This is a genomic window from Luteibacter anthropi, assembly GCF_023699965.1.
Taxonomy (GTDB): domain Bacteria; phylum Pseudomonadota; class Gammaproteobacteria; order Xanthomonadales; family Rhodanobacteraceae; genus Luteibacter; species Luteibacter anthropi.
Genome location: NZ_CP077072.1, coordinates 3848735 through 3869646, shown reverse-complemented (window position 1 = coordinate 3869646; position 20912 = coordinate 3848735). Strand labels below are relative to the sequence as shown.

Annotated in this window: 16 protein-coding genes; 6 read left to right on the top strand and 10 right to left on the bottom strand. The window is 62.2% G+C overall.

The genetic code is table 11. From position 1 onward, the window contains the following. Nucleotides 1-89: 89 nt before the first annotated feature. Nucleotides 90-3548: a hybrid sensor histidine kinase/response regulator gene (locus tag KR767_RS16515; RefSeq protein ID WP_250877056.1), complete on the bottom strand. Its 3459-nt coding sequence runs from the start codon at nucleotides 3546-3548 to the stop codon at nucleotides 90-92. Nucleotides 3549-3561: 13 nt separating this feature from the next. After that, entirely contained in the window at nucleotides 3562-4326 is a 765-nt protein-coding gene (locus KR767_RS16510) for a response regulator transcription factor (RefSeq protein ID WP_250879175.1), read from the bottom strand. A gap of 221 nt (nucleotides 4327-4547) precedes the next feature. Here KR767_RS16510 and KR767_RS16505 point away from each other — a divergent pair, with 221 nt between their 5' ends. Beyond that, a complete protein-coding gene (locus KR767_RS16505; RefSeq protein WP_166946518.1) occupies nucleotides 4548-5480 on the top strand; it encodes a LysR family transcriptional regulator in 933 nt (310 codons plus the stop codon). Between the two features lie 9 nt (nucleotides 5481-5489). Here KR767_RS16505 and KR767_RS16500 read toward each other — a convergent pair whose 3' ends face one another. From KR767_RS16500 to KR767_RS16490, 3 genes are all read right to left on the bottom strand, one after another. Further along, on the bottom strand, nucleotides 5490-6893 hold the full coding sequence (locus tag KR767_RS16500) for a trypsin-like serine peptidase (RefSeq protein ID WP_250877055.1): 1404 nt from the start codon (nucleotides 6891-6893) through the stop codon (nucleotides 5490-5492). A gap of 131 nt (nucleotides 6894-7024) precedes the next feature. Continuing rightward, nucleotides 7025-7267, bottom strand: a complete 243-nt coding sequence (locus tag KR767_RS16495) for a helix-turn-helix domain-containing protein (protein ID WP_250877054.1) — start codon at nucleotides 7265-7267, stop codon at nucleotides 7025-7027. A gap of 4 nt (nucleotides 7268-7271) precedes the next feature. Further along, complete coding sequence (locus KR767_RS16490; RefSeq protein WP_250877053.1) at nucleotides 7272-7805, bottom strand: DUF2975 domain-containing protein; 534 nt, start codon at nucleotides 7803-7805, stop codon at nucleotides 7272-7274. Between the two features lie 163 nt (nucleotides 7806-7968). Here KR767_RS16490 and KR767_RS16485 point away from each other — a divergent pair, with 163 nt between their 5' ends. Further along, complete coding sequence (locus KR767_RS16485; protein WP_250877052.1) at nucleotides 7969-8820, top strand: hypothetical protein; 852 nt, start codon at nucleotides 7969-7971, stop codon at nucleotides 8818-8820. Nucleotides 8821-8970: 150 nt separating this feature from the next. Here the strand turns inward: KR767_RS16485 and KR767_RS16480 are convergent, their stop codons facing one another. From KR767_RS16480 to KR767_RS16460, 5 genes are all read right to left on the bottom strand, one after another. Continuing rightward, on the bottom strand, nucleotides 8971-9333 hold the full coding sequence (locus tag KR767_RS16480; protein ID WP_250877051.1) for a hypothetical protein: 363 nt from the start codon (nucleotides 9331-9333) through the stop codon (nucleotides 8971-8973). Nucleotides 9334-9659: 326 nt separating this feature from the next. Further along, nucleotides 9660-9989, bottom strand: a complete 330-nt coding sequence (gene imm40 / locus KR767_RS16475; RefSeq protein ID WP_250877050.1) for an Imm40 family immunity protein — start codon at nucleotides 9987-9989, stop codon at nucleotides 9660-9662. A 595-nt stretch (nucleotides 9990-10584) separates the two neighbouring features. Beyond that, nucleotides 10585-11157, bottom strand: a complete 573-nt coding sequence (locus tag KR767_RS16470; protein ID WP_166946510.1) for a hypothetical protein — start codon at nucleotides 11155-11157, stop codon at nucleotides 10585-10587. 13 nt (nucleotides 11158-11170) lie between these two features. Beyond that, nucleotides 11171-12133 carry an RHS repeat-associated core domain-containing protein gene (locus tag KR767_RS16465; RefSeq protein WP_250877049.1) on the bottom strand — a complete coding sequence of 321 codons (963 nt, stop codon included), beginning with the start codon at nucleotides 12131-12133 and terminating at the stop codon, nucleotides 11171-11173. Nucleotides 12134-12147: 14 nt separating this feature from the next. Continuing rightward, nucleotides 12148-17451: an RHS repeat domain-containing protein gene (locus KR767_RS16460; protein WP_250877048.1), complete on the bottom strand. Its 5304-nt coding sequence runs from the start codon at nucleotides 17449-17451 to the stop codon at nucleotides 12148-12150. Between the two features lie 391 nt (nucleotides 17452-17842). On the opposite strand from KR767_RS16460, the gene KR767_RS16455 reads away from it, so the two are divergent. From KR767_RS16455 to KR767_RS16440, 4 genes are all read left to right on the top strand, one after another. Continuing rightward, nucleotides 17843-18685: a class I SAM-dependent methyltransferase gene (locus KR767_RS16455; protein WP_250877047.1), complete on the top strand. Its 843-nt coding sequence runs from the start codon at nucleotides 17843-17845 to the stop codon at nucleotides 18683-18685. A gap of 686 nt (nucleotides 18686-19371) precedes the next feature. After that, nucleotides 19372-19659, top strand: coding sequence for a hypothetical protein (locus tag KR767_RS16450; RefSeq protein ID WP_250877046.1), 288 nt, complete (start codon nucleotides 19372-19374; stop codon nucleotides 19657-19659). A gap of 481 nt (nucleotides 19660-20140) precedes the next feature. Next, the gene (locus KR767_RS16445) at nucleotides 20141-20407 is read left to right on the top strand and encodes a type II toxin-antitoxin system RelE/ParE family toxin (protein WP_250877045.1); all 267 of its coding nucleotides are present in this window, start codon (nucleotides 20141-20143) and stop codon (nucleotides 20405-20407) included. A gap of 2 nt (nucleotides 20408-20409) precedes the next feature. Then, the gene (locus KR767_RS16440; protein WP_166946504.1) at nucleotides 20410-20697 is read left to right on the top strand and encodes a helix-turn-helix domain-containing protein; all 288 of its coding nucleotides are present in this window, start codon (nucleotides 20410-20412) and stop codon (nucleotides 20695-20697) included. Nucleotides 20698-20912 lie beyond the last annotated feature (215 nt).

Sequence of the window (20912 nt, the reverse complement as noted above, 5' to 3'; positions counted from 1 at the left end):
TGCAGGAGAAGATAGCCACGCGAGAACTTGCGTCACGCCGGGCATGACATACGTGCGCGCAGGCAAAGCCCTGCCAGCGGCAGGAAGGCTCAGAAGGTGGGATCGGCCTTTGCCACGACGGAGCCGGTCAGCAAGGCGGAAACCGTGCTCAAAAGGGCATTAGCATCCACTGGCTTGGCGAGGATGGCATCGGCATCGCGCGGCCATAGCGGCGTTTCAGCCGGTGCCGGGCCGCAGATGAGCCATACGAGGGGGACATCCGGCCACGCCTTGCGCCAGGCAGAGAGTGCTTCGCGGCCATCGCTGCCCGGGCCGAGGATGATCAGGTCGGGACGACCCGGAACCGCCGCATCGTGGACAGCCGGGTGCGACAACGTGACATAGCCATAGCCATCGAGCAGGTCGCACAGCATGGCGCGTTTGTCCGGATCGCCTTCTGCCACGATGACCGTGCAACCCGCGCCGTCGTAAGCGCCGACGGGTTCGCCTCCGGTGAAAAGCGAGTCCACCTCGTGCTCTTCGGCCAGTGGCAATGCAAGATCGAACGAAAACACCGTGCCGCCGCCGGGTGCGGCGCGCGATGCCAGCGAGGTATCCATTCGCTGCAATAACTGGACGACGATGGACAGCCCCAGTCCATGGCCTTGTTCGCCAGCCGCGTTGTGTCCACGAACGAAAGGCTGTGAAAGCCCCTCGGCCGTTTCCACTCCCAGCCCGATGCCATCGTCCTGGATGGTCATCCTCAGCCGGACGATATGCCCGCGAAGCGGCAGCGCATCGACGCGAAACACCAGCGTGCCGTCGGCCGTGAACTTTGCCGCATTGCCCAGCAGGTTCAGCAGCACCTGGCGCAGACGCCGGAAGTCGGCGCTGACCACCGGAGGCAGGTCGTCGGCGAAGCGACAGACCAGCCGGTTGTGCCTGCGCTCCGCGAGCAGCGCGGCGCTATCGGCCACCTCGTGCAGAAAACCGTAGAGGTAGCCCGGCACCGGTTCGGGTTGCAGCTCAACAAGCTCCCCGCGCGAGAATTCAAGCAGCTCGTCGATCAGCGACATCTGCTGTCGGACATGACGCTCGATGCGCTCGGGAGGATGACGCTCCATGGAGCCCGCACGCCATTGGCGCAGGCTGTCCAGGATGCCAACCAGCGGCGAGCGCAGGTCATGGCCGATATGGGCGAGCAGCATGCTGCGCGAGCGCAGCGACTGCTGCAGCTCGGCCGTGCGCTCGCTCACCATGTCTTCCAGTATCCGCGCATGCCTGATCAGCACCGCCATCCGCCAGCGCCAGGCCAGCACGATGCCCCCAACCACCGCGGCAGCGGCAAGCAGCGCAATCCATGGGCTCAGCCACCACGGGGGTGCGATATGCCACTCGCGCACGATGGCCTCGGACACCGCACGTCGATGCACGTCGATAGCCTGCAACTCGAAGCGATAACTGCCCGAAGGCAGCGAGGCGTAGCGCACCTCGGGCTGTGCGATCTCCACCCAGTCCTTGTCCACGCCCGACAACCGGTAACGGAAGTGAACCGGGTGGCCCGCCCCGTTGCCGATGACGCCAAAGCGGAAGACCAGCGCCGCACCGTTTTCAAAGCGCTGCGCCGGGGCGCCAGGCGATAGCTCGTGTCCGGCATATTGCGCGGACACGATCAACGGCTCGATTCGGCGCGGTGCCAGCAGCCTGGCGGGTTTCAGGATGTGCGTAAGCCCTACCGGTGCTCCGATCCAGACACTGCCATCGTCATCGGCATGGAAGGCACCGTGGTTGGTTTCGTTCCACAGCAGGCCATCGCGATCAGAGAGGCGCGTCCAGCGACCGTTGTCGAGCACATCGACGCCATTGCCCCCGCCGGCCCACAGACGACCGTCGCGGTCGGGCCGGAGGAAGTAGAAGCGCGTGTCGGCCAGTAGCGGATCGGTGACCGTCGTCACCGCAAGGCTGTCGCCATCGCCGACCTTCCCGACCAGCAGGCCCGGTTGCAGCGCACTGAGCCATAACCTGCCATCCGGCGTGGTGGTGACGTTCTCGTAGCCACCCAGGGCTTCCGGCTGAACGCTCACGCGAGCCCAGCCGTGCTCGTTGCGGCGATACAGGCCCGTGCTGCACGCCAGCCACAGACGGCCCGTTGCATCCTCGTCGAGATCCGAGCACATACTGGGCGGAATCAGGTCCGGCGCAATTCGCGAGGCTTCGCCGGTGTTGGCATCGACGCCATAGAGGCCGCCCAGCGTGTAGGCCCACAGGCCGCCGTGGCGGTCGATCAGCGCGCCACGGACCAGGTGCGGCAAGGTCGCCATCACCGTGGTCCGGTGCGTGTCGGGCTCGTAGCGCACCACCCGGCCATCGAACATGAAGTACCAGATGCGGCCACGCGCATCGACCACCACGGCATGGGTCTGGTGCGGCGCGGTGATCGCGAGTGGCCAGGGGCGTGCGCGGCTTTCGCCCGGCGCGATCACCTGGCCGCCGTTCTCACCGGCAATCCACAGCGTGTTCGGGTCGGCACGGGTGATCGACCAGATGAGGCTGTCGTTGAGGCCTTGCGCGGCAGTCCAGTTTTCGACGGCGTCGTTGCTGTTCCAGTACATCACCCCCCGGCCGAAGGTGCCCATCCAGACCATGCCGTCGCGATCGGCCAGCAAGGCGGAGATGCCGACACCCGGCAGGCCGTTGCCGGTGCCGAACAACTCCCATTGCGTGCCATCCCAGCGCGCAATGCCTTCATCGCTGCGGGTAAGGACGCGCCCTGCCCGGTCCTCCACGATGTCGAGACTGGACGCTGCCACCCGTGCATGACCATCGGGAATATCCCTGGCCTCGAAGCGCACGGCACCCGGTACGAGGCGACGGATGCCATGGATGCCGCGTGCCCAGAGACTGCCATCCCTCGCCCCGAGAAAACCCAGCCAACGATCGGCCGGCACGCCCTGCTCCGCGCCATGACGCGTGAGCTGTCCACCGCTGAGGCGGCACAAGGCCTCCCCACAACCGAACCAGGTATCGCCTCCGCGATGGAACACGGCGCTGATCTGCGCGAGCCCCGGCATCTTCCGGATCTGCGCCGCGTCGAACACCGGCACCATCTGCCATTCGCCGCCTGCATCGAGGGACAGGTGCAACAGCTGATGTCCGCTCAACGCGAACATGCCCCCGCTTTCATCACCGGCAAGCGTCTGCCCGCGATCGAGCACGAGCACCCGGCCACGCGGCCGCACCCACTCGAAATGGCCCGTGTCATCCCGCCGCTGCACACCAGCGCGCGAGCCGACCCACAGATGCCCGCTGGCATCCTCGGCGAAGCTGATCACTTCGGAGGTCTGAAAGCCCTGCTCGCTGCCCACCGACACGAAGCCGATGCCATCGAAGCGATACAGGCCTTTCTCCGTGCCGGCCCACACAAAGCCGGCGCGGTCCTGCGTCATGCGCACGACCGACAGCGTGGCCAGCCCGTTGCCCTGGTCGTAAGGCGTCAGCGGCAGCTGCACGGAGGCATGCGCCATCCCGGCGATGGCCGTCCACAGGACAACCAGGCCGATGACTAGCATGCGAGCCCATCGCTCAGGGCTCATGAACACCTTGCTGGGCGGCCTTGCGGTACTGGCTGGGTGTGACACCGACGCGTTCGCGGAACGCCGTGGTGAAATTGCAGGCGCTGCGGAAACCGACATGCTCGGCGATCTCCTGCATGCCCAGTCCCGTGTCGGCCAGCAGCTCACGACCGCGGCGCAGGCGCTCCTCACGTATCCACGCGAACACCGTGGTGCCCATGTGCTGGCGGAAAATCGCGGACAGGCGCTTGTCGTACGTGCCGACGTCGGCAGCGATCTCCTCCAGCGAGAAGGACTCACCCAGCCGGCGTCCGATCAGCCGCATGGCAGCGCGCAGCACCACTTCGTCGGGTGACACCGCCATGGCATCTTCCGCACTTTTTGCCTGCGTGTCGTGGCCCCGCGCAAGACGCAGATGGATCCGTACGCGCGCCAACAGCTCTTCCGGTGCGCAGCTTTTCAGGATGTAGTCCACGCCGCCGTGGGTCAGCCCTTCCAGCCGTTCGTCCGGGGAATCGGCCGAGGTAAGAAAGAGGATCGGGCACTGCCGTTCCGCCGGCAGCTCCTGAAGCAGGCGACACAGGGCGAAGCCATCCATGCCGGGCATGCGTACATCCAGCAGGATCAGATCGGGCGCGAGCAGCTGCGCACGCTCGTAGCCCTGGCGCCCACTGGTAGCCAGGCTCACGCGCCAACGCTCGGCGTGCAGCGCATTGAGCAACGTCCGGATATCCTCCGGCGCATCGTCAATCACCAGGATGTGCGGCGAGTCCATCACGGACACGGTCTTCCCCCTTGCGCGGCCTGCCTGCTCAGGCCGAAGCGGGCGAGTATAGGACGATCCTGCCGCCATTCCCCTGCGACAAAAGTAACATCCCCCCGTGCAAAGGCCGCTTCCCGAGCGCAGGGCTAGACTGCCGGCCGCACCCCATCGCCCATGTCATGCCACGCATGACGAAGCGTCTCGCACGGTGCGTCACCGATGCAGGCAGGGGCATGGACAGGATCAACAATCTCAGCGACTTCTTCCTGTTTGTGCAGGTGGTGGATGCCGGCGGCTTTTCCGCCGCGGCCGGGCGCATGAACACCACGCGCTCGCTGCTCAGCCGCCGCATCATCGGCCTGGAGAAACGCCTGGGCGTTCGCCTGCTCCATCGCAATGCACGCCAGTTCGCCATCACCGCCGTGGGCGAAGAGGTATACCGGCATGCCGCGCTGATGTGCGCCGCCGCCATGGCCGCCGAACAGGCCGCTACCGCCGCTGGTTCGCCCAATGGCCTGGTTCGCATCGAGGCACAGGGCTGGCTCGCAGCCATCGTGTCCGGCTGGCTGCCGGACTTCGCCACCACCCACCCGCGTATCCGCCTGCGCATCGGCTCCGGACGCACGGACGTGAGTGCCCTGCTCCGCCAACAGCTGGATGTGGTGCTGGCCGAGCGCATGACCTTGCCCGACAGCACCGATATCGTGGCGCGCGACCTGGGCGAGATGCGTATGGTGACGGTGGCCTCCGTGGATTACCTGGAGCGCCATGGCGCGCCTGCCGATCCCTGGCAATTGCAGGATGGCCAGTGCCTTGCGCTGGCGACGCACGAAGCGACGGTGCCGTGGAGTTTCTCCGGGCGTCCGACATGGCGTCCGCGTGCGCGGATGACCTGCGGCGACACGGCCGCCTTGTTGTCCGCCGTGCGTTCGGGCCTGGGCATCGCGCAGATGCCGTTGCCGCTGTGCCAGGACGACCTGGCCGAAGGCCGCCTGCGCACCTTGCTGGAGACGCACGAGGCGGCACCGCTCTCATTGCATGCATTGACGATGTCGGGTCGCGTCGTTACCGAGGCGACCCTCCACCTCATCCGCTTCGTCCAGCAACGCTTTGCCTCGCTGGCGAGGCAGAGCGTGCCGGACCACGACGTGGCACGCCGTGCCTGAGCATCCGGCTCAGGGGCCGAAATACGACGCAATCTGCGAATAAACGCCGCCGAAATCGGAGAAGTAGTCGTTCTTGTTGGCGCTGGACGCGCTGCAGCTCGACGGGCCACCGAACAGGCCGCCGCGCAGCTGGTAGCTGCCGTCGGTGGCGATGGTCAGCAGGCCCGAACCGGACGAACCACCTTCCGTGACGCTCGAGGTCCAGTTGACCTTGGTCATATGGGTGCGGCTGCTGTAGTTCACGTTGACCGCGCCCACCGTACCCAGCGAGTACTTCTTCGCATCGCCTGCCGGATGATGGATATCCGTGGTCGACGAGTTGTTCGCGATGGAGGTGGAATTCCAGCCCTGGTAGAACGCGCCGGCCGGCGGCGTCTTCTTCAGCTCCAGCAGCAGGGTGTCGCGCGAGGCGTCACGATGCAGCAGGGTCGCGCCACCGGTAAGTACGGTGACATTGCTATTGATGCTCGACACCGAGCCATGGCACTGCGTGGTGTTATAGAACCAGATCGTCTGCAGGCTGCTGGCCGTGGTCTGGTCGGCAATGCAATGGGCCGCGGACCAGAACAGCTGGCGCTTGGGCGAATTGCTGTTGTTGAGCAGCGTACCCGTGCAGATGTAGCTGTTGCCGTCCGACGAGTCGGTGAACAGCATCTTGGCGACGGCCAGCGTGGCGTTGTCGTAGGCGGCCTTGCCCGAGTTGGTGCTGCACACCACGTCGTTCTCGCAGCTGCCGCTGTTGCCGAAGCCATCGCTATAGCCGGCCTTGTACGGCGACCCACCGAAGTACGACACCTGCGGCACGCTCAGGTGGAAGTCGCCCGGATGGCTGTCACGCGGCAAAATCAGCTCGATCGTGAGCGTGTCGCCCTCCACCGCCGGCGTCCAGTAGAGCGTATCCGCCGTGACATCCTTGCCCGTCGCCTCGAAGACATTGGCACCCGCACCCACGAAGTGCAGCACGACCCCGTCGGGCACGCGACCCGCGTTCGTCTCCAGGTGGATGGCGGCACGCAGGCCGGCGGCCCCGGTGGCGGCGACAGGGAACTGCGCCACATGCCGGCCGTCGGGCAGGTCCACCCAGTTGAGGCCGGCCAGATCGATGTCCGGGCGCGCGGTCTTCAGACCCAGGGCCACCTGGAGCGGCGCCCCGGGCTCGCGCTGGACCGAGGCCGTGCGCGCGGCGGCCAGCGTGCGCGTATCGGGCGCGGCAAGCTGGAGCCTTACCGAGGATGGCAAGGCGCGTGGATTGGCGAGGCGGGCCTGACCGACACTGGCCGGGCTGGCCTGTTCGATGGCGACATCGCCAGCCATCTCGGTGGGTGCCGGGCTCACGTGCTGGGCAGCGGCAATACTGGCGCCGAGCCCGAGCGCAAGGCCCAGGCACACGCTGAGAAACGTCTTCTTACGCATTGGTTTACCCCATGGCGTTCGTTGAAGAAGGAATGCGGGACCAAGCCCCTGCCCGCCCTTCTTGCAACGCGACGTCTGCGGTAACCCCACCCTACAAAAACGGCACGTTTCGCAGCGTTACGCGCGAGGTCTCATCCGTCGCCATCGTCCCCGTCATCGGGCGACGATTCCCCGGGAACATATTCGAGAAGATCGCCGGGCTGGCACTGGAGGTACTCGCAGATGCGCTCCAGCGTGGCAAAGCGGATGCCCCGGACCTTGCTGGATTTGAGCAAGGAGAGATTCTGCTCGGTAATGCCGACGTAAGCGGCGAGTGCGCGCGACTTCACCTTGCGGCGTGCGAGCATGATGTCGAGATTGATGATGATGGGCACGGCGTTACACGATGAGCTGGTTGTCTTCGGCCAGCTGCCTGGCTTCGCCGAGAATCATCGCGACGACGAAGAACACGGCGCTGATGAAGCCCTGCCACATGTCCGAATTCTCGAGGCCGACCCTCAACACCGTCACGTGATCGACACCCAACATGCGAGCCCCCATGAGCAGCAGTGGCGGCAGTACGCAGCCGGCTATCGAGGCAAGCAGCAGGGACAGTGCGAATGCGCGAAGGTGGCGAACGCCTCGCGCACTGAAGAACTCCCCTTCCTCGAACAGCCGCATCAGCTTGATCAACCGGAACAGGCCGGCCAGGTAGATGAGCGCGGTGAGGGAATTGGCGATCAGGAACAGGTGGGGATGGTCGGCGAGCGCCACGGGCGGACGCTGCCGGAAATCGAACATGGGACCACCTGGAACAACGCCGTCTGGCAGGGCCAGCAGAAGGCCGTTGAGCACGACGAAAACCATCGCGCAGGCAATGCCGTAGCGGAGCCAACGGGCTTTTTTCTTGGCCCTAGAATAATCAATAATCATTGTCAAGTGATCAAAGTTTACTATTAAACAGTAAACTTTCTCCGCTAAAGTCTTGTTGGGCCAACAGTGTCGGAGATTCCCGTGCTTTGCAAGCTTCGCCTCGTACGATGAGGCGTGCCGCGTACGGGAAACCGATGAGTACAACGGAGATATGGAAATGAACATGTCGAAGATCGCGGCAAGTCCAGCCAGGCTGGCCATCGGGGTGCTCGTGGCGGGTGCACTGGGCCTGGGGACACACGTGGTGCTGCAACAAGTACTCGGCGTTCATTACCCCGATGTACATCTCGTTCCATCGTGGGCCATGTTCATCAATCAGTGCGGTGTATGGGGTGCCATGGCCGCCATCTGGATGGTCATCCGGCGCCGTTCACCGCAGCGTTCGTGGCTGGCCAGCTGGCTGCTCACCGGCCTTGTCTATGTGCTGGTCAAGGAAACCCTGCGCAGTGCCATCATGTCGGGCGTGGTCACGGAGACCTATGCCATCTACCTGATGCTCGCCCTGCCGAAGATAGCCACAAGCCTTGCGATGTGCGGGCTGACCGGCCTTGCCGTGAAGCTGCTCCGGCATCCGCCGGCACTGATCATTGCTGTGGTGGCAATCGCTGCCATAGCCCAGTTCGCATGGCAGCCGCTGGTGACAGCCCCTTTTGAGGCATGGATCCAGGCGCTCGGCCTTCCCAGCCATGAAGAAGTCTATCGGCAGCCTTATGGGGCGCATGTACTGACATGGGCATTCATCACCTACCTTGAGCCCGTGATCGGCACGGTGCTGCTTTGCTGGCTGATGGGCGCGACCGCAGCACCCAGGAAAGCGCTTGTCGCCCTCGTCGTCATCTACGCCTTTCTCCTTGGGCGAATCGTCAGTCCGCTGCTATGGAGCTTCTTCGAGCCGCTACCGTGGCCTTCCGCCTTCATGAGCCTGTTCCAGTTCACCCTGGAAAGCGTCGTGCTGGCCAGCGGCGTGATCGCCAGCTGGCGATGGTCCATACACCCAACACGCCACCCCTTGTAGGAGCGCGCCTCGCGCGCGACCGAAGATTAGCGCGTCCTCTAAGTCGATTAAATTATCACGAGGAGGCTGCGCTTCCCCTCTCCATTGCAATACCAGTTGATATTGATTGTTCATGGCTCATACGAAGCTTGGATAAGAATCTTCGACCATTCATTCCATTGGCAGTGGAGGGGCTGGCTGGGCAATACGTAAGCCAATATCCCCGTACTCGTTATCAACGACCTTCTCAATGCTGAAGTCTACCCCTGGGAATCTGGCTTTTATCTGAAATGACCAAGCCTCCTGGAAGATCGATAGCAACTGATTGATCAGGGGTTCATCGACGTCCCAGTCATCGCCAGCCACCTCGGAAATGAACTCCTCAAGCAGAATGATGTTCATCCAAGACTGCGCCTCCCGCAGAGAAGCATATCCTTGCAGAGCTTCTGCCCTTATTCTTTCGGATCCGATGTCATCTTTGTCAAAGAAGATATATCCGTCCACATTCTGCAATGTCGGAACAACGTATTTCATCCAATAGACCAGTCGGAAAATCTCCACGCTCAGCCCTCTTCAGTTCTTTGTGGCGGCGGCGCCTGCGGTGGGCAAGATGGGATTTCATCGGCCCGGGGTGGCCTGACCTTGCCCGCTCCGCCATGCCCTTTTCCATCTGGCGCAATATTTGGTTCCCATTCCTTTACATTAGGGCGAGGAATGTTTCCGTGGGGCTTGCCCGTACGACGGCCTTGCTGGCCTGATGAGCGTCGTATGCATCCCCATCAACCAGCCGAAATGGGCCATCGGGCCTTGGAACATCTTTAGGATAACCGCTCCAGTCAATCACTGAAAACTCTTAAGGCTCAGCGGGAAGTGGACTCGCCAATGACCAGGGCAAATAATTCTTTTCTTCCCTGCTCAGATGGGTAGCGCCTTATGTATTCACACGTCTCTTGGATAGATCGAGTGACGAATGTGGCCGGATCTTCGCCTGGCTCTGGCTTCGTAGACCAGTTAGCGTAAGCCAAATGTAAGCCATTCGATGTTTGGTAGAAGACGTCCCCGCCAAGGATCGCAATTCCGCTGCGGGCGAGTATCTGCGCAGCTTCTAACGCATCATCGGCAAGCAAGGCCACATCTGCTGTTCCAAATGCCGCCATCATCGAGATGCCTCTCTCTGTAAGCAGGTTCAAAGAGGAATGTTTCCGTGGGGCTTGCCCGTAGGACGGCACTGCTTTCCCTGGGTGGGTTTCCCGGATGGGTATGTCGTACTCGAAACCAGGCGGTTACTCAAATTCCTGGGGCCGTCGAGTCAGTCCTAAATCGCGTGCCTATTATATACCGTTGATTTCGGCATGAGTTCCAACTGCCCCTAACGGCAGTTTCGCCGTCCACGAGTGCGGCTCACGCCGCAGGGCGTAAAACTCCTTCGCTCGATGAGACTACGCGAGTTCCTTCCGTGGTTTCCGTGACCGCAGATGAATATGCCTCGCCAGAATAGGCAGTGTGTGGGCATACGCCGACGCAGGCCGCATGGGCAACCCGTTGACGTACTCGACATCCACGCCCCCGCCTTCAGCTCATCTAGTAGTTCGCACTGCTCGATTTTGAAGCCTTCAACGCGCTTTTTGATCCGCTCATCCTGCGCCTCGCGACGGGCCCGCCCTCCAGGTGTCAACATAGCAACTTTTCGATCATTACATGGGGATCCGTATATGGCTCATCGTTCCCGCGTCCCCATTCATGCTCTGTGAGTCCATGTGCTCTTTTCCAGACTCGTCGACGCACTCAATGCGATTTGCGCCTCATACCTTTCCAGCGCTGTATTTCCCGGGAAAACACCGGATCGTGCCGGAGTTCTTCGATCAACTCGGCATACTTGCGGTTACGCGACCGTCGTCGCTGGATGGGCCCAAGAAGCAGCACGCGGTTGGGTAGCCCAGGAGTCTTGATTAACTCGACCAACTCGTCGAGACGGCTAGGTGGCACGCTGGCGGAGATGGCAACCGCCAAGCCCATACCGAAATCGCTCACATCGGGATCACTCTTCTCCGGTTGCTGACGGTAAAGCGTCACCAACTCGTCCCAGTACGGCGCGGCTTCTTTCATCCCCATACTTCGGGCCAGCGATGCGAGCGTCCCCTGCGAATAGGGACGATGAAGGTGCCGTGCCAGGATGGGTAAGGTGTGGACGTAGTCCGACGAAGGCCAATTAGGCAAGTCGTTCACTATCTCTAGCGACACGCCTGCAGCCGCGAGTTCATCGAGCAATTCGCGCTGCTCCACTCTAAAGCCTTCTATACGCTTTTTGATCCGCTCATCCTGGGCTTCACGCCGGGCCCGCCCTTCAGGTGTCAACATAGCAACCTCGTGATCATTGCATGGGGACGCGTATATGGTTAATTGCTCCCGCATCGACAGCCTGCTGCAGCGGCGCGGATAGCTTTGTGCTTTCGTTCGTATACAGATCGAATCGTAAATCGCTCTTCTGCGCAAATTGCATGTAATCCTTGATTTGCGACGTCAGTCCTTGGCGACTGACATTTTTAATCTCGCTAATAGAGACATCTTGCCTAAAGCCGTCAGATATGCGCCTTGAACCGTTAATCTCGAACCGGAGGCGTTCGCCGATATTGTAAGTCTCTTTGACGGCGGCTTCTCCCCGAGCCCCCTTCGCAGCTGCCTGCGCCATGCGTTCCCCGGCGATAACGACGCGACCCGCCCCACGCACCTCGCCCACCATGGGTAGGGCCGCCATGGCCCATTCACCCCCGCTGCACCCCAGCGAGGCGCAGTTGATCAGACCGCCCCCGGGCACGACCGTGTCCAGTAGCACCGGCAGCGTGACGTTCCGACCGGTGGTCTTCCACGCCTCCATCATCCCGGGCGCTTGCCAGTTGATCGATCCTGGCACCGTCTGGCGACCGTCCGGATCGACGTTACCGACAGGGTTGTTGTGCGCGTAGGCGAAGGAATTGAACGCCAGAATGTCTCCTGGACCTGCGCCCGCGGGATCCGTACTCAAGAAGCGTCCCACGGCAGGCTCGTAGTACCGCGCCTGCATGTACACCAGCCCCGAATCCGGGTCGCCGACATGCCCGGTATAGCCCGGCCCAGGCGCCGGACTTCCCAGCGCCTGCGCACCATAGGGCCGATAGTCCGTCGTCGTCAGCAGATTGCCTGCCGCATCCGCCGTCGCAAGCACCGTGCCTTGTGGGCTGGTGTAGTAATAGGTAACCGTTTCGGCGCCCGCTGCCGACGCGGCAAGGCCCCATCCGAGGGCCAACACCATCACGACGAATCGGAACAGGTCACGCACAAGCGTACGATGCTTCATAACGATACCTCCCCTCATATCCATGCCGAGCAGCCGACAGCGTTGCAAGCCCGTACCTGGTAGCGATAAGGCGGCGTCTCACCAAACGGAGAAAGCAAAACATTGACTGACGTGGTCGGCGGAAGAATCGTCCACGCGTCCGGAGTATCCAGACCACGGACCTCGTATCGGGTGGCTCCCGGCGAGGCATCCCACAGGAAGATTAGATTCTCGAAATTGCGGTTGGGATAGGTTTTCGTATAACGGGGATTGGCCGGTACCGGGGGAATACTCGCGGCGCTCACGGTCACCGCGCTGCTGTTGGGGCCGCAGCCGGCCACGTTGCAGGCAGCAACCACATAGGTGTAGCTGCCATCGCCCCGGCCAGTCGTGCTCCAGCTTCCCGAGCCGCTGGACTGCACCACCGTCCAGCCACCACCGTTGGCGCTTTCGCTCAACAGGTAGCTGGTGGCACCGGCCACGCCGGTCCAGCTGACTGTCCAGGCGCCATTGTTGCTGCTGCCTGGCGCGCTGATGGAAGGCGCACCCGAAGGCGGCAGCGTCACGGCTACGGCCCCACTGGTGGCGTAGCCGCCACAGCCGTTGGCGTTGCAGGCCTTCACCCGGTAGCTATAGCTCCCCGAGGCTCCGGCCTGAAGACTGAACGACGTGGCGCCGCCGTTGTAGACCGCGCCCCAGCCGCCGCCATTGACGCTTTGTTCCAGGCTGTAGCTGGTTGCATACGCCGTAGCGGACCAGCTGATGCCGACCACTCCCGTACTGCTGCCGGGTACGCTGATCGAGGCAGGTGCCGGAGGGATGTGCGCGACCCTGACGGTATTGCCCGCCACCCAGGCGCTGCATCCGTTCGCATTGCAGGCATGCGCCTGATAGGCATACGTGCCGTCGCCCGGGTTGGCCACGCTCGACGACGTGCCGCTACCCGAGTAAAGGTCGGTCCATGCCCCGCCGTTCACGGATTGCTGCAAGCCATACGACGTGGCGGTCGCCGAGGCCGACCATGTGACGCCGATGGATGAGAGGTCGCCGGCCAGCGTCGTCGTGACGGCCGCAGGCGGAATCGGTGCGGAGGGCGGGGGCGACATCACGGTCGTGGCGGTGCCGCTCCAGGGACCGCATCCCCCTGCATTGCACGAACGTACCTGGTAATGAAACGTTCCTGCTGCCGAGTGCGTGATCGACTGGGAAAGCTGTGCCGTATTCGCTATATCGCCCCAGGCACCTCCATCGGGCTGCTCCTGGAGTTCGTAACCCGTCGTGGCGGCGGTGGATGTCCACGATACGGTATAGGCACTGCTGGCTTGTGCCGAAGCGGGAGCACTCAGCGCTGGAGAAGCGCTGGGAACGAGCACGTTGTTTGTGCGCGCCACCAGCTTCTTGCCCAGGTAGATGTAATCCGTACCGCTGTTGGTCGCCGGATCGAACTGCCACAGGAGTTGCCCATCGTGGCTGTAAAGCGAATAGGTAGTGGCTCCTGCCGTGGTCACCGCCTTCACCCGGCGCCCTTCCGCATCGTACCGGTAGGTATCGGCGCCCACGACAGCTACGAGCCTGTCAGCCTGGTCGAACGTGTACTGTGCGCTGCCGTTCTGGACGACATTGCCTCGTGCATCGTAGTTGAAACTGCGTGCGAGGCTTCCGCCGGAAATGCTACGCAAGAGATTGCTCGCATCGTAGTTGTATGTGTTGGTGGTGCCTCCGGTGGCCACGCTCACGATATTGTTGAGCGTGTCGTATCCGTAGGTTTCCGTTCCCCATAACGCCGATGATGCAGAGCGCAACCGGTCAAGCCCGTCATACTGGAACGACTTCGAGCGCGTGGCACCACTGGTCAGGTCATTGATCGCGGTGATGTTGCCGTTGTTGTCGTAGATGAAGTCTTCGCTCAGCTGTAGTGCGCCTGCATGGGCGTACGAGACGTTGGAAAGCAGGTTCCGCGCATTGCGCTGCCCCAGGTAATCGACCCCGTTGCCAAGCGTGGCATGCTGCAGCTGGTCGTCCGGGAAGTACGAGGCACCGGTAGCATAGGCTCCTGCCTGGGTCGGGCGCCCCAGGGCATCGGGTGACAACGCCACGGCCTTGCCGTCCGGATAACTCACTGCACCCAACGCACCGTTAGCGTCGTAGCCAAAACCCACCGGCCAGATGTGCCCGTCGACAGAGAGGCTCTGTCCTACCGGCAGGTCACGCTTGTTGTACACGAAGGTCCAGACGATCCCGTCCGTCGATTCGGTCAGGAGCTTGCCGGTCGGGGTATACGTGAAGCTGCTGGCCGGAGTGGTTCCCGGATACGTCACCTGTGTAACCCGGTTGAGCGCATCGTAACTGCGTGATACCTGCGTCGCGGCCGGCACCTGATCCGCCGCACATCCCGCGCCACCGAGGGACAGGCCCTTCGCACTCCAGATCACGTTGTTGGCGGCGTCGTAGGCCGTGACCGTGCTTGCCGTCTCCGGCTCGGTAGAGCGGCACAGGCGGTGGAAGGCGTCATACAGCATGGTCTTCGTGATGCCGCCCTGAGCTATCTGCGTCGGATTGCCATACAGGTCGCGTGCGATCGACTGGACGACGCCTTCAGGCGCCTGCACCAGTACCGGATGATCCAGCGTCGGCTCGTCGAATACCTGGTAGGACGTGGTGGTCGTGTTGCCCCTGGGGTCGGTCACCTGCTTGCGGGCGCCGGACAGATAGGAGGTGGTGGTCGTCAGCGCGGCGCCGGTTTCCGAAGGCTGGATAATTTGTACGGCACGCGACAGGGCATCGTAGTTCGTCGTGATGCCGCTGGTGGCGTCGCCGTAGTTCGGCGCGCCATCCACGGCATAGGACTGGAACACGGTATTGCCATGCCAGTCGTGCGCCGTCACCGTCGTGGTCTGCAAGGCGCCGTCGCCGCTGCGATAGCGGCCGGTCAGTATGGGCCTCAACAGGGCGTCGAAGTAAGTCGTGTCTGTCCGGCTGCCCTGCGTTACCGTGCGGCGCCAGTGATTGGCATCGATGCCGCGCTCGGCGGCAGCGACGAAGGCGTACGAAAACACGCGCGGCGCCCATGCCACCGAATCGCCGGCCGGGTAGGATATCTGCGCGAGACGACCTACCGCGTCATACGCATAGCTCGTCGTATTGCCAGCCTGGTCCGTTACCGAAGCCACCTGGCCGAAATCATCGACGCCGATATGCTCGGTCGTCTGGTCCGGATAGGTCACCGTCGTCGGCAGGCCCCGCTGATATCCCGCAAGAGACGTGGCATGCCCGTTGCCGTCGGTATAACTGGCCAGCTGTCCCGCCCCGTCATAGGTATAGGTCATGAGGGTTTGGCCGAAACGGGCGCGGCTCTGAAGCTGGTCCTGCGCGGTATAACCGTTAACCGACTCCGTTTCACCCGTGGAAACATTGGTCACCTGCACGGGCAATCCAAGTACCCAGAGCGCCGCATCGTTGAGGTAACTGGTGGACTCGACGATAGCAGTCTGGCCAGCGACATTGTTCGACCGTGTCACCTGCGCCGGATTGGCAAAGGCATCGAACGACTGAGCAGCCCAGGTATAGGTGTCGCCATCCTGTACTGTCGTCCGCGTCGTTACCGGGGTCAACCTGCCCATCTGGTCGGCATTGACTGCCAGTATCTGCGAGCGGCCCAGCATCGCCGGCCAGGGCCATGGCGATGAACCATCCGCCGCCGGCAATGCATACGCCGATGCTTCCGAGCGCACGATGGCGGACGTATCGCCGGCCGAGAAGTAGTCGCTTTGCAGCAGCAGGCTTTCCGATGCATCGAAGCGATTGCTGAAGGTATAACGGGTGGTTCGATTGGACGGGTCAACCATTTCCGTGGTGACCGTCGTGGGGCAACCCGTGGTGCAGGTCGACCAGCTGTCATTGGGCGACGAATAGCTGTAGGTCCAGCTCTGCGTACCGATGCCCGCACCGCTCAGCGTGCGCTGGATCAGCGAATTCTGCTTGTACACGGCTTGAAAACGATTCTCGTCGGCGCCGTTCACTCGCAGGCAGACGGCCGGCACGTAGGAGCGGCCACGAATCGTGGTCTGCAAGGTAAACGTACCTGTGACGCCTGCCGGGTGCGTGATCGAACCGGTCGACGTCACTGCATCCTGGGGACGCAGCTGATAGGTGCAGCCCTGGTTGACGATCAGCGCCCCGTCGGCGGGCAACGGCGCGAAGCCATCGAGGTTGAACGTCCAGGCACTGCCATCGGGCAACTGGACGCGATTCAGTCTCGGAATCACGGGATTCGTGTCGTAGCTATAGGTCCAGGTACGCGGTGTCGCGCTGGCGGGTTGCACGGTGATGCTGTGGACGCGATAAGCCACCGGGTCGTAGTAGTTGCCGAACGGATCCTTGGCCGGGTTCTGCCAGGTTTCATAGGCCAGTGTCACTTTCCGCCCATCGCTGCCATCGATTTCGGTGAGGTTGCCGTTGCCGTCGTACGAGTAGGTCAGCGAGTTGCCAAAACGATCCACCACGCGCGATACATTCATCGTCGCCAGCCGGCGATGCAGCGCGCCGCCGCCGCCCGTGGCCATGTAGTCGGTCTTCTTATAGAGCAGCACGTCCATGTAGTACTTCGTGCCGTCCGGCGATACGGCGACAAATCCCTCGCCGGGCTGTCCATTGGACGTGGCCGGTGTACAGCCCACGGCCCAGCGCGCTTTCGTCACCAGGGGAAACATCACGGGATTGCCATCGGAGCCCGTCATGGCGGGTACCTGAGCATTGCCAGCGTCACGGGTCAGCAGATCCTGGCTTCCGCTACCGGGAACGACGAGCTGGTAACCATGCCACCAGTCATCGGCCTTGTAGGTAATCACGGTACCCTTGAAGCTCACGAACTCGTCCGGGGCGCCGCCCGAAGAGCTGCAACGCTGCGCGTCGGAGATGAAAAACCATCGCGCCGTGGCCGGGGGATCGACATTGGCGGTGCCACTCGCGGCCGAAAGGGTCTCGATGCGCGGCGTCTCCAGTGACCAGTCGACGAACGCATTGTCGATAAAGTCGTAGTAGACCGACTGTGCCGGGGCATCGGCGGAGTGAAATGAACGTGTCAGCTCGATGTCCGGCCCCTGCCCCGTCAGCTTGATGTCGTTCTCTTCGAACGATAACGCACCGTTATAGAGGCTGATGCTCTCGCCAAACGGATGCTCGCCAACCGGCTGGATTTCTTCCGATACCTTGATGCGCTTCTGGAATTCACTCTCAGGCGTGACTGCCGAGGACTGGGCCAGTAGCTGGCCGCTCATGCACGCCACCACCAGGGCAAGCGCAGACCGCGCTGCCCAGCCACGCACTTCGACGTTCGACATCCCTCGTCCCCTGGTCCTGCTCGTATTGTCCAGGCGGTCCATCGAAGGCAATCCGCCTGCCCCTGGCCGATCATGGCGACCGACAGGCGGAGCATCGGAAGGCACTACTTAAACGGTCGTGAAGACGTAGCGGCAATATATTGCGATTTTCGGTGCTTCCGGCAGGCTTGATCGGGGGCCGGGGTGAAATTGACGCTTCAAATTCGCTATAAATAACAGTAATGAGTCGGCGGAAGCTGAGTCGTCTATTCGCAATATATTGATGGCATTTGTTTTTTCAGTATCCCCGTTATTTCAGGATGGCTATGCGTGCTCCCGCACAAGCCGTGAGCAACGCATTGCGCCAAGTAAGGGATAATCGGCGGTCCACCCGACTCAAGAGCTCTTCACCGTGCCCCATTACTCCGGCCCCCTCCTTACCTCGGACACCGCCACCGCGCTGCTCGCCGCGCGCGATGCCGGTGAAACGACGTGGACCGGCTCGCTGGACCTGGGCCGCGGCACGGGCGTGGCCACGCTCGCAGCGGATGCCTGGCACTGGCACGACAAAAGCTATCCCTACCCCGAGGGGCTGAAGGACCGCACCATCTACTACTGGGATGGCGAGGGCTACGACCGCGCCGCGCGTTTCTCCGGCTCGCTGATCAAGCTCGTGCCTACCGAGTGGGGCGTGCCCACCTTCGAAATCGACGGCATCAAGATGCTGCCCACCTCGAAGGAATCGCCGCTGGACGACGCCCGGCGCAAGGTGGCGCTTGTGCAGCCGTCGGGGAAGGTCGTGCTCGATACCTGCGGGGGCATGGGTTACTTCGCGACCTGCTGTCTTGACGCAGGGGCTGCGCGCATCATCTCGTTCGAGAAGAATCCTGACGTGATGTGGCTGCGCACGATCAATCCCTGGTCGCCCGACCCGGACGCGGCCTCCAGTGGTGGCCGGCTCCATTTCAGCAATGCCGACGTCTCCGAAGCGATACGCGCCCTGCCGGATGCATCGGTGGACGCCGTGCTGCACGATCCGCCGCGCTTCGGCATCGCAGGCGAGCTCTACGCACAGTCGTTCTACGACCAGATCGCACGCGTACTGCGTCGCGGCGGCAGGCTGTTCCACTACACCGGCAGCCCCAACAAACTCACCAGCGGCCGCGATGTGCCACGCGAAGTGGCAAAGCGCCTGGAAAAATCAGGCTTCAAGGCCGAACCGGCCCTCGACGGCGTCTACGCCCAAAAACGCTAACCCCCGTGTAGGAGCGCGCCTCGCGCGCGACCCCTGCAACGCGCTCACTTCACTGTCCGTCACGGCTCTGCACAGGTCGCGCGCAAGGCGCGCTCCTACATGGGGAATGAGAGGGTTCGCCATTGACAGGCGTGATGCGGTGCTGATGCAAGAAACATCGCAACCAAATGTCGCAACGCATGCTCAGGACTACAGACAATCCGGAGACGATCTGATACGTTTTCCGCCAGTTGCCGATGGATCGGATGCGAAGAAGAAGCACCGGCAACCGTTACTCACCATCATGGTGAAAGCGCAGAGAGGGTTCGGGTTGCAGCCCTTGCCCTCTCCACTGACTCCAACCTTCATAACAAGGTGAAGCTATGTCGAAGTTTACGGCATTCCCCCGTCCACCGCTTGGACGCGGCATTCCCCCCGACGACACCCGGGCGTTCCGGTACCACACCGGACGCGACTGAAGCCACTCGGCATCCGTCGATCTCATGCCTTTTGCCCTGCCGTTTTCACCCGGCGCGTTGCCGTGTGGCCCGGATGAGGCCGACTGACGCCGATTCATCGCGCTAACAAAACGTCCGCCACCCCATCGAGGGGAGGCGTGGGGCAATGCGCCTCGCCGGTCGAGTGACGAGGGGTGCGTCGAGAGGCGTACCCCGCTCGGCAGGAAGGGCACCATAGGAGAAACCGCAATGAACAAACCACACGATCCGTGCCGCATCGGCGAAGGCAGCTATGTGCTCGATCCGGAAACCAGCCTCGATACGCTGATCGACGACGCTGGCGAATACCACGCCTACGCCGAGACCATCGTCGAGATGCTGGCAGAAATGGCAGCCGACACCGAACTGTTGAACCGTCGCCAGCTGATAGGACTTATCGGCAATCTTTCCGTGATGAGTCGCATGGTGGGCCAGTGCATCCAGCAAGCGAAGGTGCGACGGATGTGGGATGCGCACGCTATGTTGGGAGGTGGCTGAGCGTGCTTCCGACCTACTCCATCCTCGCCGGTGGCATGGCGTTACTGGCCGCCAATATCCTCGTTTACATCGATCGCATGCATGGACGGACACGTGCTGCCGTAGCGCACGCGATTTCTGCGCGGTGTCGTTCGGGTTCTTTCTGGTGGCAAGCGCCGCGTTGCTTGACCTGACTACACAGGTATGGGTTGATCCGAAAGAAAGCCTGGCGCTAGCCATACTCAAAAGCGCGGGCGGCGGGTTGGCGATATCGACGGCATCGGCGATGGGGTTCTGTGTGGCCGCACGGCTGGATTCCTGAGGCAAGAAGCTAGGCAGTGACGATTGACCTTCCTATGCAGCGGCCTTTTTCAGCCTGGCGACTGACGCCACTATCCGGATCAAGCTAATGTAACCGGCCCAGCCAAAGTCGGAGACTTTCTGTGCGCAAAGCCAAGTACTGCGCGAGACGCCGGTTTTCACCCGGCTTATCACTGAACTGGTGGACGACGACAACTATGCGGCCTTTCAACAATGGCTGGCCCAGCATCCGGAGGCCGGCGACGTCATACAGAATACGGGCGGTCTGCGCAAAATCCGCCTGGCTTGCGGTGGTCAGGGAAAACGCAGCGGGGCCAGGGTCATTTACTACCACTTCGTCAGAAGATCCCATATCGCCATGCTCCTGGTCTATCCAAAGAACGCCATGGACGATCTGACTGAATCTCAGAAGAAATCCCTGAAACATCTGATCGACACCTGGAGATAGCCATGGATAAGCAGCTTTTCGCAGAACTGATGGAAAGCGTCAGTCAGATGGACGAGATCGTCCGGGGCAAGCGCAAGCCGTCCCGGGAGTTTCATGTAGACCCGGCGGGTATCAGGGAAATCAGGCAGGCTACCGGTCTGTCGCAGCCAAAATTCGCGCAGATGCTTTCCGTCGATGTGGGAACGCTCCGCAACTGGGAACAAGGTCGCCGTGAGCCTACCGGCCCTGCACGAGCGCTACTGCGCGCTATCCGGAATGATCCTGTGAATGTGCTGAAGGCACTGGCCTGAAACCCTCTCCGGATGACGTCATTACCAGGCGTTTCCTTGAATAAAAACCTGAACTTGACGTCACGGAACAAGCCGGCCACATCCGGCTTTCGTCTATTTCAGGCCTTATTTACCGACTCCTGACGATATCCGGGAGACGCGGAAATGCGATCTCCAATGCGAATAGTCGATCCGGTCAATTGACCCTATCATTTCGGTCAACGTAATCCGACCTT